Annotated in this window: 13 protein-coding genes and 3 pseudogenes; 10 read left to right on the forward strand and 6 right to left on the reverse strand. The window is 35.8% G+C overall.

The window, feature by feature from the left end:
• Nucleotides 1–14: 14 nt before the first annotated feature.
• The 4 genes and pseudogenes from ACQH21_RS00485 to ACQH21_RS00500 form a co-directional block, all read right to left on the reverse strand.
• Nucleotides 15–521, reverse strand: a complete 507-nt coding sequence (locus tag ACQH21_RS00485; protein WP_253303050.1) for a phage major tail tube protein — start codon at nt 519–521, stop codon at nt 15–17.
• Between the two features lie 11 nt (nt 522–532).
• Nucleotides 533–1,720, reverse strand: a complete 1,188-nt coding sequence (locus ACQH21_RS00490; RefSeq protein ID WP_425384268.1) for a phage tail sheath subtilisin-like domain-containing protein — start codon at nt 1,718–1,720, stop codon at nt 533–535.
• Nucleotides 1,713–2,273, reverse strand: a complete 561-nt coding sequence (locus tag ACQH21_RS00495; protein WP_425384269.1) for a hypothetical protein — start codon at nt 2,271–2,273, stop codon at nt 1,713–1,715. The genes ACQH21_RS00490 and ACQH21_RS00495 overlap by 8 nt, the downstream gene beginning before the upstream one ends.
• Nucleotides 2,274–2,283: 10 nt before the next feature.
• Nucleotides 2,284–3,324: pseudogene (locus tag ACQH21_RS00500) on the reverse strand (hypothetical protein); the annotation flags it as partial.
• Nucleotides 3,325–3,326: 2 nt separating this feature from the next.
• Here ACQH21_RS00500 and ACQH21_RS00505 point away from each other — a divergent pair.
• The 6 genes and pseudogenes from ACQH21_RS00505 to ACQH21_RS00530 all read left to right on the forward strand — a co-directional run.
• A pseudogene (locus tag ACQH21_RS00505) lies at nt 3,327–4,412 on the forward strand (phage tail protein); the annotation flags it as partial.
• A gap of 168 nt (nt 4,413–4,580) precedes the next feature.
• Nucleotides 4,581–5,291: an ankyrin repeat domain-containing protein gene (locus tag ACQH21_RS00510; RefSeq protein WP_425384080.1), complete on the forward strand. Its 711-nt coding sequence runs from the start codon at nt 4,581–4,583 to the stop codon at nt 5,289–5,291.
• Nucleotides 5,292–5,329: 38 nt separating this feature from the next.
• On the forward strand, nt 5,330–5,791 hold the full coding sequence (locus tag ACQH21_RS00515; protein ID WP_425384079.1) for an ankyrin repeat domain-containing protein: 462 nt from the start codon (nt 5,330–5,332) through the stop codon (nt 5,789–5,791).
• A gap of 76 nt (nt 5,792–5,867) precedes the next feature.
• The gene (locus ACQH21_RS00520; protein WP_264730491.1) at nt 5,868–6,173 is read left to right on the forward strand and encodes a hypothetical protein; all 306 of its coding nucleotides are present in this window, start codon (nt 5,868–5,870) and stop codon (nt 6,171–6,173) included.
• The gene (locus tag ACQH21_RS00525) at nt 6,082–6,918 is read left to right on the forward strand and encodes a recombinase family protein (RefSeq protein WP_425384078.1); all 837 of its coding nucleotides are present in this window, start codon (nt 6,082–6,084) and stop codon (nt 6,916–6,918) included. Before ACQH21_RS00520 ends, ACQH21_RS00525 begins: the two co-directional genes overlap by 92 nt.
• 48 nt (nt 6,919–6,966) lie before the next feature.
• Nucleotides 6,967–7,713, forward strand: coding sequence for a zinc ribbon domain-containing protein (locus tag ACQH21_RS00530; protein ID WP_425384270.1), 747 nt, complete (start codon nt 6,967–6,969; stop codon nt 7,711–7,713).
• Nucleotides 7,714–8,265: 552 nt separating this feature from the next.
• Here ACQH21_RS00530 and ACQH21_RS00535 read toward each other — a convergent pair.
• Entirely contained in the window at nt 8,266–8,619 is a 354-nt protein-coding gene (locus ACQH21_RS00535) for a TrbC/VirB2 family protein (protein WP_425384271.1), read from the reverse strand.
• Nucleotides 8,620–8,747: 128 nt separating this feature from the next.
• On the opposite strand from ACQH21_RS00535, the gene ACQH21_RS00540 reads away from it, so the two are divergent.
• The 4 genes from ACQH21_RS00540 (at nt 8,748) to ACQH21_RS00555 (ending at nt 14,658) form a co-directional block, all read left to right on the forward strand.
• Entirely contained in the window at nt 8,748–9,563 is an 816-nt protein-coding gene (locus ACQH21_RS00540) for a YihY/virulence factor BrkB family protein (RefSeq protein WP_007302309.1), read from the forward strand.
• A complete protein-coding gene (locus ACQH21_RS00545) occupies nt 9,550–10,314 on the forward strand; it encodes an SDR family oxidoreductase (RefSeq protein WP_007302308.1) in 765 nt (254 codons plus the stop codon). The genes ACQH21_RS00540 and ACQH21_RS00545 overlap by 14 nt, the downstream gene beginning before the upstream one ends.
• Before the next feature lie 437 nt (nt 10,315–10,751).
• Nucleotides 10,752–14,039: a carbamoyl-phosphate synthase large subunit gene (gene carB / locus ACQH21_RS00550; RefSeq protein WP_425384272.1), complete on the forward strand. Its 3,288-nt coding sequence runs from the start codon at nt 10,752–10,754 to the stop codon at nt 14,037–14,039.
• 271 nt (nt 14,040–14,310) lie between these two features.
• A complete protein-coding gene (locus tag ACQH21_RS00555) occupies nt 14,311–14,658 on the forward strand; it encodes a diacylglycerol kinase (RefSeq protein ID WP_425384273.1) in 348 nt (115 codons plus the stop codon).
• 58 nt (nt 14,659–14,716) lie between these two features.
• On the opposite strand, the pseudogene ACQH21_RS00560 reads toward ACQH21_RS00555, so the two are convergent.
• Nucleotides 14,717–15,947: pseudogene (locus ACQH21_RS00560) on the reverse strand (IS256 family transposase).
• Nucleotides 15,948–15,977: the final 30 nt, after the last annotated feature.

The following is a 15,977-nucleotide window of genomic DNA, read 5'->3' on the forward strand; positions in this document are numbered from 1 at the left end:
TTTTGTCAACCATATTAGATCCCTAGAATCGTTTGTAGCAAGGCCATTTGATCAACGCCATTTATCTTTCTAATCATATTTTCAGCATCGATTTCTATCAGCTCATTACCGCCTATAGTAAGTTTATAGTAATGGGCAGCTACAGTACATTTCAGCGTTGCTTTCTCAGCAGGTTTCCAGTTACCAAAATCAAATTCTTTAAAAATGCCTCTTAAATTGATTATTACTGCTCCAATATCATTACTTCCACTACCTTGCATTCCACCTCTGAGCGTCAAAGATACCGAATTTCCATTTATCAACCCAAATAGCCGAAAGAGCTCTGTATCGTATTCAGCAAAAGTGAAATCTGCTTCAAGCTTTTCCATGCCCATGTCAATATTTATTGGAATATCCATACCACCAGCACGGTACTCTTCTGTTTTTATGGTAAGCTTTGGTAGCGTAATTTCATCTATTTTTCCTGCATAACCACGACCATCTACAAATACGTTAAAATTTCTCAGTATTTTGGGTAACACTTCGCTTTCTCCTAACTTATTACACTATTATTTACAAGATGGGATCTGAATATTATTTGCTCAGCTGGATATGGCGGTGTAAACTCACAATCAAAAGACACTTTTCCGCTTGCAATATTTGCCGGTGTATTGAGTTCGGGAGTTGCATAACATTTTCCACTGATAATTGCTCCTTGCGCTTTTAAACTTGCAAGGTAAGAATTCACCCCCTCAATCACATCATCTATATAAGTTTTTGTGATATTGCGATCAACTGCCCAGAGATGAGCTCGAAGTAAACTATCGTTAATTAAATCTGCAGTGCGCCTTACTGATAGAAAAGCCCATTTCGAATCGTTTGAACATGTTCTATTTCCCCAAAGCCTATAGCCATTTTGATGAATTATCGTTGTTACTTCATTTTCATTTAAATGGTTTGCTCTACAATTTGTATTACCGAGCGTAAAATCAATAGGCCTGCTTGTTCCAACAATACCATTTATCTCTTTATTTGAAGGTGAGTGCCAAAATCCTTGTTCGCTATCTACTTTTGCTATTAAACCAGCTACAAATGGGCTTGCTGGCAAGGTTCCTTCTTTTCCTTCAATAAATACCTTAACCCAAGGGTCAACTACGTAAACTCTTGAGCTGCCTACACTTTTTCTCCATTTTATTGCTTCTTCATCATTAGTATTTGGTCCATCTGCAACAATAATTGCTCTTAATTTTTCTGCTATGGAAATTAAAGCACTCACTACTGGATTTACTCCATCTATTTCAGGTAACTGATGAGTAAACTGAGGTGCAATTAATATTCTTGGAGCAATATGAACTATGCTTTCACTACTGAGGAATGCCTCTATCCCTTGATACTCTCCAGTCTCTTTATCAACACCGCCAATTATATTTTGGATAGTTTCACTTTCTTTGAGCTTTGAATCGCTGTTTTCACTTTCTTTAACTCGAATAACTACTACTGTTGCACCAATCTGGGAAAATATTCCGTTTGTTGCAGAAGGTAAACTGCCACTCTTTCCAAGTCTTGCTGCTTCTTTTAAGCTTCCTGCAATTAACACTGGTTTATTTAGCGGAAACTTTTGCTCATCAGCTTCAGGTGCAGTACCAATTACACCTATCACTGATGATTTAGCTGTACGTACTGTCTTTGCTCCTGAGGTTACCTCAATAACATTTACTCCGTGTAAAAATTCTTCAGCCATTTCTTTGTATCTTTTGTTTAAAATCGTTTAGTAAGTTCTCTAGCTCATTTTTACTTTTGGCTTCTGCAATTTTCTTCTTGGTAATGTCTTCCAACTCTTCACATTTAATTATTTCTTTTACTGCTTTTTTTGCTTTTTCTTCAATTATTCTTGCCATTTCAATAACTGTAATACCACGGACTTTTGCTAATGGTTCTATAATTTCTGTATCCTTTTTACTTATAGACTCTGGTGCTGCTAGAATGCTTTTTGCGGCTTTTTCTTGTATTTGATACGATTTAGCTTTTTGGTGAGAATTTCCAGCGTATTCGTTAGTATAGTTATTAAAATAAAAACGCACACTATCAAGTGCAGAAAGTTTCGCATTTTCCAATAACTCCAGCTCAATATCTTCCTTATTCCTTTCAACAATTTTCTCTCCTTCTTTTAAACAATAACTTTTTTGCCAGTCAAAATTCTTTGGTGCTTCATACCAATCATTTCCAGTTGGCTTGTTTTCAAGTGTTGTTGTTTCAATCTGCTTGTGGTTTTCAAAACGTATATAAATAGTCACAAATTCCTCCTCATTGCCATATTTGATCAGTTCGTTCTAACCCTGGACATTGCCAACCCCTGAGCGTCCTTTCCACATCTACCTCAAGCCCTGTGGTGAGAAAATTGCTACGTATGTTATAAATCCCCCACTGAATAAATTGACCATAGTTGTGTACATAATTTGATGCAAGCATACCTTGACTAACTTGTGTTCTGGAATACAGGTAAGATGATGTGTAAAGTAATATTGCAACTGTTTTTCCTGCTGGAATCTCCACATTACCAGATCCAGCTAATTTGCTATCAGAACTCGTGTATTGGTAAACATTTTTCCATATTATTCTTGAAATTCTTGATTTATTAGAATTGGTATTATCTGGTGTTCCCACAAATAATCCTGCTCCCCCATACTCCGTACTCGAATACGATGATCCAACAAATTCCATTGTCTTATTTATGTTCACATTGGTTGTATTTTTTACAAATACTACTCCAAGTGCAGCATACGGGTAATAGTATATCTCATCATAACTACCCGAAAAACTTTTTGTGCATAACTCTCCGTAAATAAATGTTCCTTTACTTCCCTCTATAAAACTTAGTTGTCTTGGCCGATAAAAACTAACGTAATCTGTATTGTACGTATGGCTACCTGCTAGTAGTTGTAACATATAGTCAGTTTTTGTTATATCACTACTCCACTTTCCAAGCTCTGTCGTAAAAGTTCCGTGGCCAAAATAATTATTTTTTCTGCCAAGTACACCAAATAAGAAAGGTAATGACCCTGGTTCAACCATGTTGCGCTTTCTTATTTCATTTATAAGAGACACTTTTAACTGTTCATCCCGAGTTTTTACCTCATTTATCAGGGATGTTTTTAATTGGTTATCACGAGTTTCTATTTCCCCAATAATTGATGAGCCAGATGGTACATTATTAACAGCACGAAAATCTTCTACTAAACCTTTAAGACCATCTTTATGACTATTACTAATGCTATTTATTGCTGCAATATTGGCATTCTTTCTCGTATCAAGTAGCGATAAATTTGTTGTTCCTTTTTCATCAATGCTGTATTAGAGGATTTAAATTTAGATTGGAAGAAGAAACATTGCCGTGGATAATAGAAGAATATGGTTTAGAAGAAATACTACGCTGGGTAAAAGATAGAAGAAAAGCAGTAGTAGAAGGAGTAAAATTTCAAAGACTGCGAGGAACACCTAAATCACTTTAAATAGCACTCAAGTGGGCAAATATAGAAGACATTACAATCATCGAAGAACCACCCGGTAAACACTTTTTTGAGTTGCAAGTAGGGATAAAAGAGGTACCAAATGACTTCTTCGTAGATGCAGTAGTAGAGCTGGCAAAACTATCACTGCCTGTAAGATCGAGGTTGATGAGGATTTTTAACGATTATTATAATGTGCAGAGATTTATATTGGATGAGAGTTTATTTGGAGATCTTCTTTCTGATTATTCAGGGGTAAAAATAGAAAAAGATGGACCAGTGTTATCATTTGGAAGAGTAAATTTTTTCAGGTCTAGTGGTCCAGTTATTAGGATTATAGAAAACTATCTACGCGATCATTATGAACGAGCTTTAAGCAATGATATATATCGCCTAGATGTAGCAATCCTTGGAGAAACAGAGCCTCACACAAAGAATTATAACGGTATTTATGAAAGAAATCATTTGTGGTACAACTTAAAAGCACTATATCCATTACCACAGAGTTTATTACCATCGATTAAATTTGCAAAAGCGCAGATAGTATTATCAGACAGTTGGGATTTAGGAGACATAAATACGTGCTTTCCAGTTAGTAGCGTAGAAGAAAGAGGAAATAAATTTGTATTGGGAAGCGATAAACTTTCAGGGCAATATTGGAATTTAAAACACAAGCCAATTTTAGAAAGATTTAGCGTTACTCACAACTATAAAGTAGAAAATTATACAGATCAGAAGGTCAGAAAATATGTTTTAGCAGAACACAACGTTTACTATAAAAACGATTTAGATTCAGAGCAAAAAGACTCAATACACGAATTAGAAAAGCACATTTTAGTATTTTACCCGGGAGTACTGAAGTGGCACGAACATCGACATTTGCACAGAAGTTGGAAAGATAGTCGAATAATATCTCTAATAAGTTAAGCACTTATATTTAGATCCTCATATATTATATTAATAATAGGTAAAAGTGTATGAAATAAAAAGAAAAGGACTTGCTTTCTCATGCTAAAAAGGACATGACTTGAATAGCAGCAGGTAAATATAAGAAATTTGTCTGGCGCTAGAAAAGCTAATTTTGTGAGGTATGAAATGAGTTTTAGCAAGAGTAAGTTTTTTAAAGAAGTATCAAGTAACGGGTTTAAAAACATTAATAAAAGAAATGAAGAAGGAGAGACGATCTTGCATCAAGCAGTAGAAATCTCCGATTACACAACAGTGAGGTTATTAATAAAAAAAGGGGCAGAGGTAAATGCAAGAGATAAAAATGGTTATACACCACTACACTGTGCAGTATTTGCAAAAAGCTTAGAAAATGTAAAAGTGCTGCTAAGGGAAGGAGCAGAAGTAAATGCCACTCAATATGTCAGTGGATGTACGCCATTGCACTCTGCATGCAAAATAGGAGGAGCAGGAGTTGAAATAATAAAAGAGCTAGTAAAAGCGGGAGCTGAAGTTAATCAACTGAATAAATATGGTGCAACACCAATGTATTACATCTGGGAAAGTGAAAAGTATTCTCTGTGTGATAGCAAAGAAAGTGAAAAGGCGAGTAAATTTCTGAGAGAAAAAGGAGGAGTAACAAAAAGTAGAGAACTGACGTGCTATGGAATAGAGGGGCTAGTGGGAGAAATAGCAGACATGTTGAATGGGAGCTATATGCCGGAGCTAAAAATAATAGAGATAGGAGAAATAAGGAAGAGAGACAAATCGCTAATAAAGGAAGAATGTAAAAATTTAGCAAGCAAGATAATGAGCCAAGTGAACGAAATGATAGATGAGGTAGCGAAAAGGAAGGTTTAAAAGAGGGATTTAAATTTAAAGAAAAGGTGAGGTGGATTATGTTAAAGCTTGGCAAATTTAATAAATCAGCAAAAGAATTATTAGAGAACTCATTTAAAAGTATTTATGCAAGAGACAGAACAGCTCTGCATTATGCAGTAGACGCAAAAACAGTGAAGTTATTAGTTGAAAAAGGAGTGAATGTGAATGCAGCAGATGTGAAAGGATACACAGCACTGCACCTAGCGGTAACGGAGAAACGTCTAGAAATCGTGAGGGAATTGATAAAATCAGGAGCAGACGTAAATGCTGAGGAATATGGAAATAAATGCATACCTCTACACCTTGCGTGCATGGTAGGTGAAAAAGAAATAGTGGAGGAGCTGGTAAAAGCTGGAGGAGAAATAGAACAAGAGGATGAATTTGGAATGACAGCGATGGATTATGCGAAAAATAGCAAAGAAATAGCCGAGGTATTAAAGAAAGAAACAGAGAAAATGGAAAGTTTGTTAAAAAAATAAGAGTCGTATCAGAAAGCGCAACAGCAGTTGGTAAAGGAAGGGCTAGACCAAATTTGAAGGCTGTAGCTGATAAAAGTTGGTCTTTTTCATAAGAGTAAATGGATTGATGGAAAAAAGGAGTGGTAAGGCTCCTTGCACTACAAAAACATTTGCAGGAGAAACTATGAGAAAAAGAACATTAACTTGCCGATACGAGCCAGATGAATTAGCGGAACAACATCTAGCAGACGCCTATGAGCTGTTACTAAGGTATGCGGTAAAAAGAAACAATGAAAAGGAGATAAAGAAAAATGATAACAGTGGCCTTATATGCAAGAGTTTCATCGAAGAGTCAAGCGCAGAACAATACAATAGAGAGTCAAATTGCCGAGCTCAAGCATAGAATTGCTGCAGATAAGCATGAGTTATTGAATGAGTATGAATTTAAGGATGATGGGCTTAGTGGGTGGAGTTTAGAACGTGAAGGTTTAGATGCATTACGTGATAAAGTAGGAGAAGATCAAATTGATAAAATTTATATTCATTCACCTGACCGACTATCAAGAAAATCTGCACATCAAATGATACTACTTGATGAATTTGAAAAAGCAGGAGTAGAAGTAATATTCTTAAATCATAAGACTGAAAATAATCCAGAGTCTAAATTGTTATTGGGAATGCAAGGATTAGTGGCAGAATATGAGTGTACAAAGATTATGGAACGTAGTCGTAGGGGAAAACTCCATAGAGCAAAAAAAGGCTGTGTAAGTGTAATTGGCATTGCACCTTTTGGTTATAATCGTATAAAGCATGTAGATAGAGAAAAGACAAAGTTTGAAATAAATGAAGAGGAAGCAAAAATAGTAAAGCAGATATTCATGTGGGTAGGGCAAGAGAGAATAAGTATAAGGGAAGTGATACGTAGACTAAGAGATAAGTCAATTAGAACAAGAACTGGAAAGAAGGTGTGGTGTCCAATAATAATTTGGAAGGTGTTAAGAAATCCAGCATATAAAGGACAAGCAGCGTTTGGTAAATTAAAGAGGGTTGAAAAAAGAGAAAGAAATAAACAAAAGATTTCTATCTGTCGCACAGATGAGGACAGCTGGATTTATATACCAGTACCAAAAATAGTTGATGAAGGGTGATTTAATAAAGTACAAAAGCAACTGGATGAAAATAGAAAAAGAGCAAGGATGCAGAGAGAGGGAGGAAAAAAGAAATACCTATTACAAGGTCTAGTTGTGTGTCAAAACTGTGGATATGCGTATAGTGGTGCACAATGTGGAGTTGAGGGAAAAAAGTTTAGCTATTATCGCTGTAGTAGTACTATACGTATTACTGATGGTAGGGAGAAGTGTACTAATAAATTGGTCCGTACAGATATGTTAGAAACAGCTATATGGGAAAAGGTGAAAAATTTACTAAAAAACCCAGAGATAATAAAAAATGAGTATCACCGTAGAATTGCAGAAAATAAAAATGATGAATCATCAGATAAGAAGCTTGCAAGAAGAGAAAATCAAATAAAACAAGGCATCGAAAAGTTAATGGAAGACTATTATAGTCAAGAAAATGTAGGAGATAAAGGATATATAAGTGAGGAAGAATTTAAACAGACGATGAAAAGAATGAGGGAACGCTTAAGAGGTATAGAAGAAGAGAAGAAAAAGGTAGTTGATCAAAAAGCGATAGAGAAGGGAATGAACCTTATCATCAACAGTATAAAGAGTCTTTATTCCAGTGTAAAATCTAATTTGGAACAGCTAGATTGGCAAACTAAGCGTGGCATCATTAAAGCATTAGTAGAACGAATTCAGATTGGTTATGACCAGGTAGAAGTGGCGTTTAGAATAGAAGAACCAGCACAGGATGGAGAGATTTTTAATTTGCAACATTGTACTGGACGTCATGATAATAAGAGTATTTATCCTTATTTTTGACCTGCAGGCTCAATCAAAAAATCAGTAAAAAACTCAAATATTTATTGGCAAATTACATAAAAATTATAGCGGCTTTTTAAATTTTTTCTACATTCAGCCAAATCACGCTTGTTAGCACATTATCAATTTAAATTATTAAAACTCGTTACACGGGGACTTTTTTGCTTTTTTTTGCTTGGTAAATTTTTTAATATTTGTAGCTAAAGTAATTTTCGAGAGGTGTTATGTAAGTAGCTGACACACAGCTGTACGAGCATTCATTTTTGAAAGTAAATTGCGTAGCAAATGGTGTCATTCAAGTAGCTGACGCTGGGATCCATCTCTTAATACAGCCTCATCAAAAATGTTGTGTTTTAACATAAAATTAACTGCTTCTATGCTCATAAACTTAATATCTAATCAAATTTCCTGGATCCCAGTGTCAAGCACTGGGATGACAAGGGAGGGACTACTCGAATAACACCTTTATGGTGGCTTAAGTCACAAGTTCGTGCAATGATGGTGCTCCTTAAAGAAGCACCATTTGCTAATGTTTTGAAGCTTTAATGCTTATTATACGCATGTATTTTTTGTTGCATCCCATCTTTTACCATCAGGGCAAGCAGTTGCACCATCTTTACAGATCACACCACCTGGTACTATTTTTGAAACAACTACAGGTGCACCAAAAAACACAGCAGTAAATGCACCGAGTGCAAAGAGCGCCGGCCACGGCATTCTGCCAAATATCGCAAGCAAAGCTGCACCTATTATCACTATTGTAATCATAGGCCCACCTATACCGTGAGTATAGCCTACTATTTTGCATATTGTATTGGTTGTTGCATCATCAGTAACAGCAGCAGCAAAAACATTATCAAATGCAAAGGAAAGAATTAAAGCTACAAGTAGAAGAAAATTTTTCATTATGCCTCCGTATTTAACGCTGGATTATCTATCATTTTGATTAAATTTAAGTAAACGGTGAGGATTTTTTGCTTAAAAGTATGCTTTATTTCATTTAGAATACTTTTCTTAGTTTATTTATATTACAAGTGCTACAGAAATTTTATAGTATCGTTTATTGCCTTTATCGTGCTTTAATTGACACAATTTATAATGATGGAGTGGAGCACGCAGGGTATCTATCATTTTTAATCCTGTTATCAATATTTCCTTTTCTTATTGTTTTAATAGCCATGGCATCAACGTTCGCAAATTTCTTAGATCAATACAATGTCGGCTGGGCATTTATTATTGATAACATGCCACAGGATATTTTATCATCTTTGATGCCACGTATTAGGGAGATAATATCAGGCCCTCCGCAAAGCTTATTAACCTTGGCAATTGTAGGCGCTGTTTGGACTGCCTCATCGACAATTGAAGGATTTAGAACGATATTGAATAAGGCCTATAAAGTTCCGGTTTCATCGCCTTATATATGGAGAAGGGTGCTTAGTATATTACAATTTTTAGTAATTACGCTTGTTACAACTCTGACTATAGTATTTTTTACATTAGTGCCAATGTTAATTGATTTTTCTTACCAAGGGCTAAGTTATACTAGATATTTACTTATTGAGTTTGTGCTTTTTACTATAGTATCTTGGCTATATTTCACATTGCCAAACATAAAGCAAAACTTATCAGACGTATTTCCCGGATCTTGTGTGGCTGTTATTCTTTGGACGATCTCTGCTTCAGCTTTCAAGCAATATTTAAAAGCTTCCTTTGATCAACTGAATTTGATATATGGAAGTTTAGGTGGTGTGGTAGTATCGTTACTATTTTTTTATGTGCTAAGTTTGATTTTTATATATGGAGCAAAATTTAATTTTCAGCTAAAATATTTCAATGGATCTTGCTAAGGAGAAAGAAATGGGTAAGTTAGAAGGTAAAGTAGCTTTAATTACCGGGGCTTCAGGTGGAATAGGCTCTGCTGTTGCAAAAAGGTTTGTAAGAGAAGGTGCATGTGTGATTCTGATTTCAAGGTTTATCGATCACCTCAAGCCACTGTATAATGAAATTGAAGAGCTTAAAGAAGGCTATGTGAAACTAATTCAGCTTGATCTTTTAGACTTTGAAAACGTAGAAAAACTGGCAAATATGATAGAAAGCCCAAAATTATCAGAATCTGGCACACTTGATATACTGATTACATGCACTGAAATTTTATGTAAGTTGAGCCCTGTTCACGATTGTGAGCTTGAAGATCTACAGAAGGTAATGAATACAAATTTTACTGCCAGTTGGTACTTGCTAAAAAATTTGGGTCCGATACTAAAAAAGTCTAATGCTGGAAGAGCGATATTCATGACCTCAAAGATAACACTTTCTCCTTCCTCTTATCCATATTGGATGCCATATGCTGCAAGTAAAGTTGCACTAGAAGCAATGGTGAAGATATATGCATCTGAGACAAAACATACGAATTTGTGCATAAATGCCGTGTATTCGGAAGAGCCTATCGATAGTGAAATGTATAAGCAAGCATTTCCGGGAAAAGATATATCTGAATTGGTGCCACCTGATAAACTGACAGACAAATTTGTGGAACTTGCTTCTGAAGATTGTAGCATATCAGGACAAATCTTACCACTTAGCAAATCTCCCGAGTAAATTACCATAGTATCTGCAAAGATACCGTTAAGCCCACAACTGTATGAACATTGTGATTTGAGTCCACTAGGAAGGATGTCATCCCAGTGCCTCTATGGTGTCATTCCAGTGTTTGACACTGGAATCTAGTCTTTATTGTGCGGCCACTTATTTAAAGTTAAGTTTTCTGGATCCCAGACTGGGATGACACCTCTGGGCACTGCCGTCATAAAGGAACCAGTGTCAGCTACTTGAATGACATCATTTGCTGTGCAATTTACCTTCAAAAATGAATGTTTGTACAGCTGTGTGTCAAGCACTGGAATCTGCCACGCAAATTGCAATGTTCGTACAGTTATGCGTCAAGCCTAAAAGTAGTTAGCTAATAGGTTTAATAAAAATTCACATATACAGGAAAGATTGGTAACATTACTTGAATAGAGATCGTTATTGTAATTATGCCAAAACGCACAGATATAGAATCTATATTAGTAATAGGAGCAGGCCCAATAGTTATAGGTCAGGCATGCGAGTTTGATTATTCTGGAACGCAAAGCTGTAAAGTATTAAAAAGTGAAGGTTATAAAGTCATTTTGGTTAACTCCAACCCCGCAACTATAATGACAGATCCTGAATTCTCTGATGCAACTTATATTGAGCCGGTACTACCTGAAATCATAGAAAAAATTATAATTAAGGAGAGGCCAGACGCAATATTACCAACAATGGGAGGGCAAACAGCACTTAATTGTGCAATAAAACTTGCAGATGATGGAGTGTTAGACAAATACAACGTAGAATTAATAGGGGTAAATAGAGAAGCAATAAAAAAAGCGGAAGATAGAGAATTATTTCGCCAATCCATGGATAAAATAGGGCTAAAATACCCCAAAAGTATCATTATAAAAAATCAAGAACAAATAAAAAAGGCTTTGGATTACATTGGATTACCAGCAATCATCCGTTCATCATTCACTCTTGGTGGCGCAGGTAGTGGCATAGCATACAATAAAGAGGAGTTTTTCAATATCACAGAAAGTGCTCTAAAAATTTCACCAATAAATGAAGTTCAGATAGATGAATCAATTATCGGCTGGAAGGAATATGAAATGGAAGTTATCCGTGACTGCAAGGATAACTGTATAATAGTGTGTTCAATAGAAAATGTTGATCCAATGGGAGTGCACACCGGAGATAGTATCACAGTTGCTCCTGCTTTGACTCTGCGTGATGCTGAATATCAACAAATGAGAAATGCATCTATAGCAGTGCTGAGGGAAATTGATGTTAGTGCCGGTGGTGCAAATGTTCAGTTTGCAGTGAATCCTAAAGAAGATGGAAGCCTCGTTGTAATTGAAATGAATCCAAGGGTTTCTCGCTCTTCTGCACTTGCCTCAAAAGCAACAGGCTATCCTATTGCAAAAGTTGTCACTAAACTTGCTATTGGCTATTCGCTCGATGAAATACGTAACGACTGTGCTCCAATAATACCAGCAGCATTCGAACCAGTGATTGATTATATCGTCACTAAAATTCCTCGATTTGAGTTTGAGAAATTTAAGGGGACAAATTGTGAATTATCAACCTCCATGAAATCAGTGGGAGAAGTGATGTCAATCGGCCGTACTTTTAATGAGTCACTGCAGAAAGCTTTTCGCTCACTTGAAACAGGGCTCACGGGACTTGATGAAGTGTTTTCTGAAGACACAGATATTAAATCTCAGTTAGCAAAATTGCTGCCAAACAGATTACTGATTGCTGCTGACGCAATGCGCCACGGAATTAGCATAGAAGAAATAAATTCGATTACAGGTTATGATTTATGGTTTTTGCAAAATATACAGCAAATTATATTAGCTGAACAAAAAATCAAGGAAAACGGCCTTCCTGAAACTGCATATGAAATATTAGAGCTGAAAAAAATGGGCTTCTCAGATGCAAGGCTCGCAAAGTTAAGTAATAGACCTACCTCTGTCATCCCAGCTGGGATCCAAGAAAAAAATAGGTGGATTCCAGTGTCACGCACTGGAATGACATCAGAGCAAATTGAAGCAATGAGGAAAAAATTTGGTGTTAATCCAGTTTATAAACGTGTAGATACCTGTGCAGCTGAATTTGAATCGAGCACTGCTTATATGTATGGATGTTATGAGGGAGACATTACAAACAGGACAGAATGCGAAGCGGACATTTCTGACCGAGAAAAGGTTGTCATTTTAGGAAGTGGTCCAAATCGCATTGGTCAAGGTATTGAGTTTGATTATGCATGCGTTCATGCAGTTTCTGCCACCAAAGAAATGGGATACGAAACAATAATGATTAACTGCAATCCCGAAACCGTTTCAACTGATTATGATACCGCTGATCGTTTATATTTTGCACCACTCATTGCAGAGGATGTGCTTGAAATACTAAGTAAAGAGCAAGAAAATGGCACACTAGTTGGTGTAATAGTTCAAATAGGTGGTCAAACGCCTTTAAAATTAGCCAAAGTGCTGAACGAAAGAGGTTTTAATATCTTGGGTACATCTTTTGATTCTATTGACCTTGCAGAAGATCGCATGAGATTTAAAAATCTTGCTTTGCAACTTAATTTAAAACAACCTGAAAATTCTATCTGTCATTCAGTGGAAGAAGCGTTAATCAACGCAGAAAAGGTGGGGTTTCCATTAGTAGTGAGGCCATCCTATGTCCTTGGTGGTCAGTCTATGTCAATTTTGCATGATATTGATAGCTTCAAAGAGTACGTCCTGAATCACACTAAAATCTTTGAGCATGGTTCGCTGCTTCTTGATAAATTTTTAGTCAATGCAGTTGAGGTTGACGTTGATGCTGTATGTGATGGGGAAAGAGTTTTCATTGCAGCGGTTATGGAGCATATTGAAGAAGCTGGTATCCACTCTGGCGATTCAACATGTTCAATACCGACAAATACATTGAGTGACGAAGTAATAAAAGAGATCGAGCTCCAAACTGAGAGAATAGCATTAGCATTAAAAGTGAAAGGTCTGATAAACATTCAGTTTGCTGTTCAAGAGAGTGATGTATACATACTTGAAGTGAATTTAAGGGCTAGCCGTACAGTTCCTTTTATTTCCAAGGTAATCAATATTCCTATTGCAAAGCTTGCCACTCAGGTTATTTTGGGTAAAAAATTGAATCAGGAAAACAAGCCTTTCAATCATTTTGCAGTTAAAGCTGCTGTTTTTCCATTTACGCGTTTTTCGGGAATTGACACTTTACTTGGTCCTGAAATGAAATCAACAGGAGAAGTGATGGGAATTGACTTATCTTTCGGAGCTGCACTTGCAAAAGTGCACATGGCTGCAGGATACAAGTTACCAACAGAAGGAACAGCTCTGGTTTCAGTAAAAGATGATGATAAAGAGTATATATTGCCTGTTGTACTAATGTTGAAAGAACTGAGTTTTGAAATATATGCCACCAAAGGCACAGCTTTGCATCTGAACAATAACGGCATTGCTGCAAAAGCTGTAAATAAAGTGAGAGAAGGCAGACCCCACATAGTTGATATGCTCAAAGATGGAAAAATAAATCTAGTAATCAATACTTCAAAAGGTGTGAAATCAGTCTCAGATAGCAAAGATATCAGGAGAACTGCTATTTTGCAAAATATAGCTTATAGCACCACAGCTTCTGGGAGTAAAGCGTTAGCGCTTGCAATTCAATATGTAAAGAATAGCAAATTGGAAGTGAAATCATTACAGCAGATACAAAATATTTAAATATCAAGACTATAATAAATTATTACTTATTTCAAAATGAGGATCGTGTAAGCTAAGGAGAGAGAAATTTAATTAAAGGATTTTTGTGTCAGTATCAATATATAACTGCCTTGAGCGTTTGTTGAAAGGCTTTGTACTAATTTTCTTGATTCAAACAATATGCTAGACTTTAACTTAAAAATCTTTGTAAGTGATCACGACTGAAAGGTGTTTTCATGCATTTTTTACCTGAGTGCAATAAGTGTAATTCATTGAGTTTCCAAAATTGATAATGAAGAAAAGCATTACTCGTCTAATAAAAGCAATTCAATACTCCTGTGAAGGAATAAAATCAGCTTTTGTATCAGAAGTTGCGTTCAGACAGGAGTTACTGCTTTTTATAATATGTGTTTCAACTTTGTTTGTTTTAGATGTAAGTAATTTAGAACGTGCAGTAATGGTAAGTAGCCTATTTTTGGTGTTAATTATAGAAATTATTAACACTGCTTTTGAAACAATAATTGAGCGTATTTCCAGTGAACAACATATACTTTCAAAAAAAGTGAAAGATCTAGGTAGTGCAGCAGTTTTTCTCTCATTAATTAACTTCTTGATAACATGGATGATAATATTGATATGAATGTTGTTAAGATATATTTTCAAAGGGAATGTTCAAAAAAGTGTGTCAAAGCGAATTTTTAGTTCAACTCAATTTTTAACCTATCAGGAAAAAAGATATCAAGTTGAGATATAGTTAGAGCCCAATTAGGCAAAGCCATAGCCCATTTTTGCTCTATCTTTTTTATAGCACAATATACCAATTTGTACAAGGCATTTGTACTGGTAAATGAACCTTTGGTTTTAGTAAATTTTCTGATTTGTCTGTGCAACCCCTCAATTGGATTGGTGGTATAAATTAGCCTTCTAACAGGGCCAGAATACTTAAAATAACTAGACAAATTTTCCCAATTGTTTTGCCACGATTTTATGACTAAAGGATATTTTTCACCCCATTTTTCCTCCAGTTCAAGTAAATAATTTTCGGCGATTTCTCTACTTGTAGCACGGTATATTTTTTTCAAATCATTCATAAAAACTTTTATATCTTTGCTGGATACGTATTTTAGTGAATTTCTTATTTGGTGCACAATGCATAACTGTACCTCAGCATTGGGAAATACGCTATTTATAGCTGTAGGGAAGCTTTTCAGACCGTCAACACAAGCTATCAAAATGTCTTCTACTCCTCTCTCTTTTAAGTCATTTAATACGCCTAGCCAGAAGTTAGCTCCCTCACTTTCTGCTAAGTAAAAACCCAGTACTTCTTTTCTGCCATTTTGGTCTATTCCTAATATATTGTACATGCATTTACTTATGCAATGTCCATTCTCTTTGACCTTAAAAAACATCCCATCCATAAATACTATCGGGTATACTGATTGTAGGGGACGACTCCTCCATTCATTGATTATAGGCAGTAATTTATCTGTAATTCCAGATATCTCTGCTGCAGATATTTTATGGTCATAGATTTCTTCCACATAGGATGCTATATCCCTGTATCCCACACCGCTTGCAAACATGTTCAAGACCTTTGTTTCAAGTTCTGGATGTAAGCTTGTTTGCCTTTTTTTCACTATCTGTGGTTCGAAACTTCCCTCTCTATCTCTTGGTGTCAATAGTTCAAATACTCGTCTTCAAAGTTTTGCCATTCTTTCCGTTTCTTCGATTCTTTTCTTCTCTTTCATTGGATAAATGATGCTCTATTTCACCTTCTAGACTTGCTTCCAGCAGCCTTTTTACAAATGGTGTTAATGCTCCATCTCTCCCCATCAATGGTTTACCTTCCCTTATTGATGACAGTATATTTGCTTCCAGCTCTTTGTAATCTACCAGGCCAGTCGTTCCATTTTCTATTTTGTAACTCATATATCAAACCTCTATTTTTTGTTTCTATTT

The organism is Wolbachia endosymbiont (group B) of Eupithecia inturbata, assembly GCF_964030915.1.
In the GTDB taxonomy this organism is placed as follows: domain Bacteria; phylum Pseudomonadota; class Alphaproteobacteria; order Rickettsiales; family Anaplasmataceae; genus Wolbachia.